We start from the raw sequence: 5,621 nt of genomic DNA on the forward strand, positions 1-5,621 counted from the left end.
AGGGAGCTTGCTCCCGTTGGGCTGCGAAGCGGCCCTGGAAAATGGGGGCTGCTGCGCAACCCAACGGGAGCAAGCGCCCTCGCCACAGGAGGCTATTCGTTCGCTCTGTCTTCTGCTGCCACGAGTCTCTGCCATGTCCGACTATCTGCTGCAAATGAACGGCATCGTCAAAACCTTCGGCGGTGTCAAAGCCCTCAATGGCATCGATATCAAGGTCAGGCCCGGGGAGTGCGTGGGCCTGTGCGGTGAGAACGGTGCCGGCAAATCCACGCTGATGAAGATCCTCTCGGCGGTCTATCCCCATGGCACCTGGGAGGGTGAAATCCTCTGGGACGGTCAGCCGCTCAGGGCCCAGTCGATCAGCGACAGCGAAGCGGCGGGCATCGTCATCATTCATCAGGAACTGACCCTGGTGCCCGACCTGTCGGTGGCCGAAAACATCTTCATGGGCCACGAACTGACGCTGCCCGGCGGGCGCATGAATTACCCGGCGATGATCCACCGCGCCGAAGCCCTGATGCGCGAACTCAAGGTGCCGGACATGAACGTCTCGCTACCGGTCTCGCAATACGGCGGCGGCTACCAGCAACTGGTGGAAATCGCCAAGGCCCTGAACAAGCAAGCGCGCCTGCTGATCCTCGACGAGCCTTCGTCAGCCCTGACCCGTTCGGAAATCGAGGTGCTGCTGGACATCATCCGCGACCTCAAGGCCAAAGGCGTGGCCTGCGTCTACATCTCCCACAAGCTCGATGAAGTGGCCGCCGTGTGCGACACCATTTCGGTGATCCGCGACGGCAAGCACATCGCCACGACCGCCATGGCGGACATGGACATCCCGCAGATCATTACCCAGATGGTCGGCCGGGAAATGAGCAACCTCTACCCCAGCGAGCCCCATGAGGTGGGCGAGGTGATCTTCGAGGCCCGCCACATCACCTGCTACGACGTGGACAGCCCCAAGCGCAAACGGGTCGACGACGTGTCGTTCGTGCTCAAGCGCGGGGAAATCCTCGGCATCGCCGGGCTGGTGGGCGCCGGCCGCACCGAACTGGTGACCGCCCTGTTCGGCGCCTACCCCGGCCGCAGCGAAGGCGAGGTCTGGCTCGATGGCCAGCGCATCGACACCCGCACACCGCTCAAATCGATCCAGGCCGGCATTTGCTTGGTGCCCGAAGACCGCAAGCGCCAGGGGATCATTCCGGACCTGTGCGTGGGCCAGAACATCACCCTGGCGGTGCTCGACAGCTACTCGAAACTGACCCGCATCGACGCCGAAGCCGAACTGGGCAGCATCGATCGCGAGATCGCCCGCATGCACCTCAAGGCCGCGAGCCCGTTCCTGCCGATCACCAGCCTGTCGGGTGGCAATCAGCAAAAAGCCGTGCTGGCCAAGATGCTCCTGACCAAGCCACGGGTGCTGATTCTCGACGAGCCCACCCGAGGCGTGGACGTCGGCGCCAAATATGAAATCTACAAACTGATGGGCGCGCTGGCGGCCGAAGGCGTGTCGATCATCATGGTGTCTTCGGAGCTGGCCGAAGTGCTCGGCGTCTCCGACCGCGTCCTGGTGATCGGCGAGGGTCAGTTGCGCGGCGACTTCGTCAATCAGGACCTGACCCAGGAACAACTGCTCAGCGCCGCACTCAGCCATCCCGTTGGCCATCAAAACAATGATCGGAAATCCGCGTAGATGAACCAGGTCAAACAACTGTTTTCCCGCTACAAAATGCTCGCGCTGGTCATCGCCGTGGCGGTGATCTGGCTGTTCTTCAGCTGGCAGACCGAGGGTGGGTTCCTCACCCCGCGCAACCTCTCCAACCTGCTGCGGCAGATGTCCATCACCGGGATCCTCGCCTGCGGCATGGTGCTGGTGATCATCAGCGGCGAGATCGATTTGTCGGTGGGCTCATTGCTCGGGTTGCTGGGCGGGCTGGCGGCGATCCTCGATGTGATCTACCACATCCCGTTGCTGGCCAACCTCAGCCTGGTGGCCCTCTGCGGCCTGATCATCGGCCTCGCCAATGGCTACATGGCCGCCTATTTGAGGATTCCATCGTTCATCGTCGGCCTGGGCGGCATGCTGGCGTTTCGTGGCGTGTTGCTCGGCATCACCGGCGGCACCACCATCGCCCCGGTCTCGCCGCAGCTTGTCTATATCGGCCAGGGTTACTTGCCCCACGCCGCCGGCACGGGCCTGGGCATCGTGCTGTTCGCACTGACGCTGTTCCTGGCCTGGAAGCAACGACGCAATCGCGCCCTGCATGGCCTGGCTGCCCATTCGCTGGTGCGTGACGTGGTACGGGTGGTGGTGATCGGCGTGGTGCTGGCCGGCTTCGTCCAGACCCTCAACAGCTACGATGGCATCCCCGTGCCAGTGCTGCTGTTGCTGGTGCTGCTGGGGGTGTTCAGCTACGTGACCAGCCAGACCGTGTTCGGGCGGCGCGTCTACTCGGTGGGCAGCAACATGGAAGCGACGCGCCTGTCCGGTATCAACGTGCAGGCGGTCAAGTTGTGGATTTTCGGGATCATGGGCGTGATGTGCGCCCTGGCCGGGGTGGTCAACACCGCGCGCCTGGCCGCCGGTTCGCCGTCGGCCGGCAGCATGGGCGAACTGGACGCCATCGCCGCCTGCTTCATCGGCGGCACCTCCATGCGCGGCGGTTCCGGCACGGTGTACGGCGCCCTCCTCGGCGCGCTGGTGATCACCAGCCTGGACAACGGCATGTCCATGCTCGACGTCGACAGTTACTGGCAGATGATCGTCAAGGGCAGCATCCTGGTGCTGGCGGTGTGGGTCGATGTGAGCACCCGCACCGGGCGACGCTGAGGCCAGACCAGGGCGCACGCCCGCCCCGCTTGCCTGACCGGCACAACCACAGCCAACCGCCTCCCATCGGAGGCGGCTGGCGCACTCAAGCGGCCGAAAGTTTTACCGCGACCTTTGCAACGTACTCACCCTGATGGCGGGCGATGCCCAGTTCGCGGGCGTCCGGCTGACGCGAACCGTCCCCTCCCGCAATGGTCGATGCACCATAGGGCGTGCCGCCACCCACTTCAGAAATATTGAACAGCGCCGGATCGCTGTAGCCAATGGGAACGATGACCATGCCGTGGTGCGCCAGGGTCGTCCAGGTCGACGTGATGGTGGTTTCCTGACCGCCGCCAGTGCCTGTCGAGGTAAATACGCTGGCGACCTTGCCGACCAGTGCACCCTTGGCCCACAGCCCCCCGGTCTGGTCCAGAAAGGTGCGCATCTGCCCGGCCATGTTGCCAAATCGGGTGGGCGTGCCAAAGATGATCGCGTCGTACTCTCCAAGCTCACTCGCAGACGCAATCGCCGCTTGCTGCTCGGTTTTGCCATGGGCCGCCTTGAACGCTTGCGGGTCCATGGTTTCCGGTACCCGCTTGACCGTGACGTCCACCCCCGCGACCTTTCGAGCACCTTCGGCAACAGCGTGGGCCATCGTTTCAATGTGGCCGTACATCGAGTAATACAGCACCAGTACTTTTGTCATTTTTGTCTCCCGGAACGTTATGAACGAGCACTCATGCCCGTTGTGCGGTTGTGGATCGATCTGAGGCAACGCTATCTGAATACCGGTCTGGACGAGTCCTCGGCCGACTGGCGTTGACGCACGCGCTGGGCGATCTCGGCAATCTTCGCCTCCCCGGCTCGCAAGGCTTCGTCGTTGGTGTGCACCGAGTAATACCCCAGTTTGAGATCGTGCGGATGGGGAACGGCCGATCCGATGACGAAAACGGCATCCTTGTCCCCAGCCACCAACGTAACGGCCTGAGTGCCCTGCTCGAATATCACCAGCTCCCCCGCGTTCACCCTTTGCGGTGTCTGGACGGAGCCACGGCTGACACTCATCCACAAGGTACGGTGCCCTTCGGGTGGCGTATAGGTCCAGCGCTCATTGGCGGGGATCGTCACCAGCAGATAGTTGATCCCTTCAGGCGCCCGAACAGGGCTTTGCACGCCGTCGTAGCGGCCGACAATGACCCGTGCAGGCCCGGCGACAGGGATGGCACTGGCCTCCAGGTACTGGCTGTCCACTGCACCGTTCTCCAGTTCCGGCGGCAGTGCCAGCCAGAGCTGAAAGCCCTGGACGCGCGCACAAGTCTGCGCCGACAGCTCCTTGCCATGCCAGACCCCCGCGCCCGCCCGCAGCCACTCCACGCCGCCGTAATCGATGGTCCCACGACCGGCGTGCGGGTCATCGAACTGCACGCTTCCTTCACTGATCACCGTGACGGTTGCGATCCCCGAATGCGGGTGCAGTGGCATGTGTCCAAGGAATGAACCGGGGGCTTCGAACAGATCCAGAAAGACGAAGGGTTTGAGCAGATGGCCCAGGTCCGAAGGGCTCATCAGACGAGTGATCGGGCCGTGGCCACTGCCGCGGGTGCGGTGGCTGATCGGGCGGTGAACGACGGTGTCGCATTGGGCTGAGAGAGTCATGCGGTTTCCACTTGAAATGACGGTGCACGCAAGCCCCGCCAGCAATCTTCGGGTGACCTGCCACGCCGGTTCATCATAAAGAGTCGGTATTGGTTTGATTAGCGACTACAGTGGAATTTCACTCATCCATATTTGGCCTGATCGAATGTTCGACTTGAATGACCTGGCAATCTTCATTCAGATCGTGGACGCGGGCAGTTTCGCCGCAGCGGCACGACGCACCGGCGCACCGGCCAACACCCTCAGCAGACGCATCAAGCAGCTGGAGTCGCATATGGGGGTACGACTGCTGCATCGATCGACCCGCAAACTGGTGCTGACCGATGCAGGCAAATTGCTGTATGGGAAAAGTGCCACGCAGATAAACGACCTGGCCGAAGTCAGTCGCCAACTGACCGGCGGCGCTCGCGAGCCCACCGGCAGGCTAAGGGTCGCAGCGCCCGCCGATTTTTTTGAAGTGTTCAAAATGAGTTTCGTGGCGGACTTCATCGCCCGCTATCCCAAAGTCAGCCTGGATTTCGTGCTCAGTGATCAGCGGATCGACCTGATTGCCGAAGGTGTGGACCTTGCCTTCAGATCCGGCGTGATGTCCGATTCAAGCCTGGTCGCTCGCAAGATCAACCCGGGGCGTCGGGTGCTCGCCGCCAGCCCCCGCTACCTGAAGACGCAGGGTGTGCCCACCGACGTTCATGGGTTGAGCGAGCACAGCTGCATTTTTTCGTCGCACCCCAGCGGCCAGTCCACCTGGCACCTTGTCGGCCCCATGGGTGCCACACAAATCAGCGTGACCGGGCGATTCAGCGCCAGCACTGCCCACGCGCAATTGAAGGCCGCCACTGCCGGGCTGGGCATTTGCTTCCTGCCTGAACCCATCCTGCGCTCGAGCCTGCGCAGCGGTGAGCTGGTTGAGGTGCTGTGCGAGTACGGTCAGCAGAGCAACGACTTGTTCATTGTCTTCCCCAGCCGCAATCAGATCCCCCTGGCGGTCAGCAAGTTTGTCGAGGAAGCCGTCAGCCACTTGCATGAAGAACTGCTTGTGTGAGCGCCTGCCAGTGGCCGACGTTTTGTTTCACGCAGCGATAATTGAACTACAATTTTTTTCGCCCGGCGGATGGGGCCCAAGCTCTCCTCGTCCGGACGAATCATGCATTCACCC

General features: G+C 62.5%; 5 protein-coding genes. 3 read left to right on the plus strand and 2 right to left on the minus strand.

Annotated features, from left to right (window positions below):
* The first annotated feature begins 133 nt into the window (after positions 1-133).
* Positions 134-1,690, plus strand: coding sequence for a D-xylose ABC transporter ATP-binding protein (xylG, locus tag B0W55_RS28480; RefSeq protein WP_077049237.1), 1,557 nt, complete (start codon positions 134-136; stop codon positions 1,688-1,690).
* A complete protein-coding gene (locus B0W55_RS28485; RefSeq protein WP_077049238.1) occupies positions 1,691-2,827 on the plus strand; it encodes a sugar ABC transporter permease in 1,137 nt (378 codons plus the stop codon).
* 85 nt (positions 2,828-2,912) lie between these two features.
* Here B0W55_RS28485 and wrbA read toward each other — a convergent pair whose 3' ends face one another.
* Together wrbA and B0W55_RS28495 are read right to left on the minus strand one after the other, a co-directional pair.
* The gene (gene wrbA / locus B0W55_RS28490; RefSeq protein ID WP_077049239.1) at positions 2,913-3,515 is read right to left on the minus strand and encodes an NAD(P)H:quinone oxidoreductase; all 603 of its coding nucleotides are present in this window, start codon (positions 3,513-3,515) and stop codon (positions 2,913-2,915) included.
* 71 nt (positions 3,516-3,586) lie between these two features.
* Entirely contained in the window at positions 3,587-4,465 is an 879-nt protein-coding gene (locus B0W55_RS28495; RefSeq protein WP_077049240.1) for a pirin family protein, read from the minus strand.
* 145 nt (positions 4,466-4,610) lie between these two features.
* On the opposite strand from B0W55_RS28495, the gene B0W55_RS28500 reads away from it, so the two are divergent.
* Entirely contained in the window at positions 4,611-5,507 is an 897-nt protein-coding gene (locus tag B0W55_RS28500) for a LysR family transcriptional regulator (RefSeq protein ID WP_077049241.1), read from the plus strand.
* The last annotated feature ends 114 nt before the right edge of the window (positions 5,508-5,621 follow it).

Source organism: Pseudomonas sp. KK4, assembly GCF_001984065.1.
Lineage (GTDB): Bacteria > Pseudomonadota > Gammaproteobacteria > Pseudomonadales > Pseudomonadaceae > Aquipseudomonas.

Coding starts and splice junctions, on each gene's coding strand:
- xylG (WP_077049237.1), top strand. CDS start 134: ATGTCCGACTATCTGCTGCAAATGAACGGCATCGTCAAAACCTTCGGC.
- B0W55_RS28485 (WP_077049238.1), top strand. CDS start 1,691: ATGAACCAGGTCAAACAACTGTTTTCCCGCTACAAAATGCTCGCGCTG.
- wrbA (WP_077049239.1), bottom strand. CDS start 3,515: ATGACAAAAGTACTGGTGCTGTATTACTCGATGTACGGCCACATTGAA.
- B0W55_RS28495 (WP_077049240.1), bottom strand. CDS start 4,465: ATGACTCTCTCAGCCCAATGCGACACCGTCGTTCACCGCCCGATCAGC.
- B0W55_RS28500 (WP_077049241.1), top strand. CDS start 4,611: ATGTTCGACTTGAATGACCTGGCAATCTTCATTCAGATCGTGGACGCG.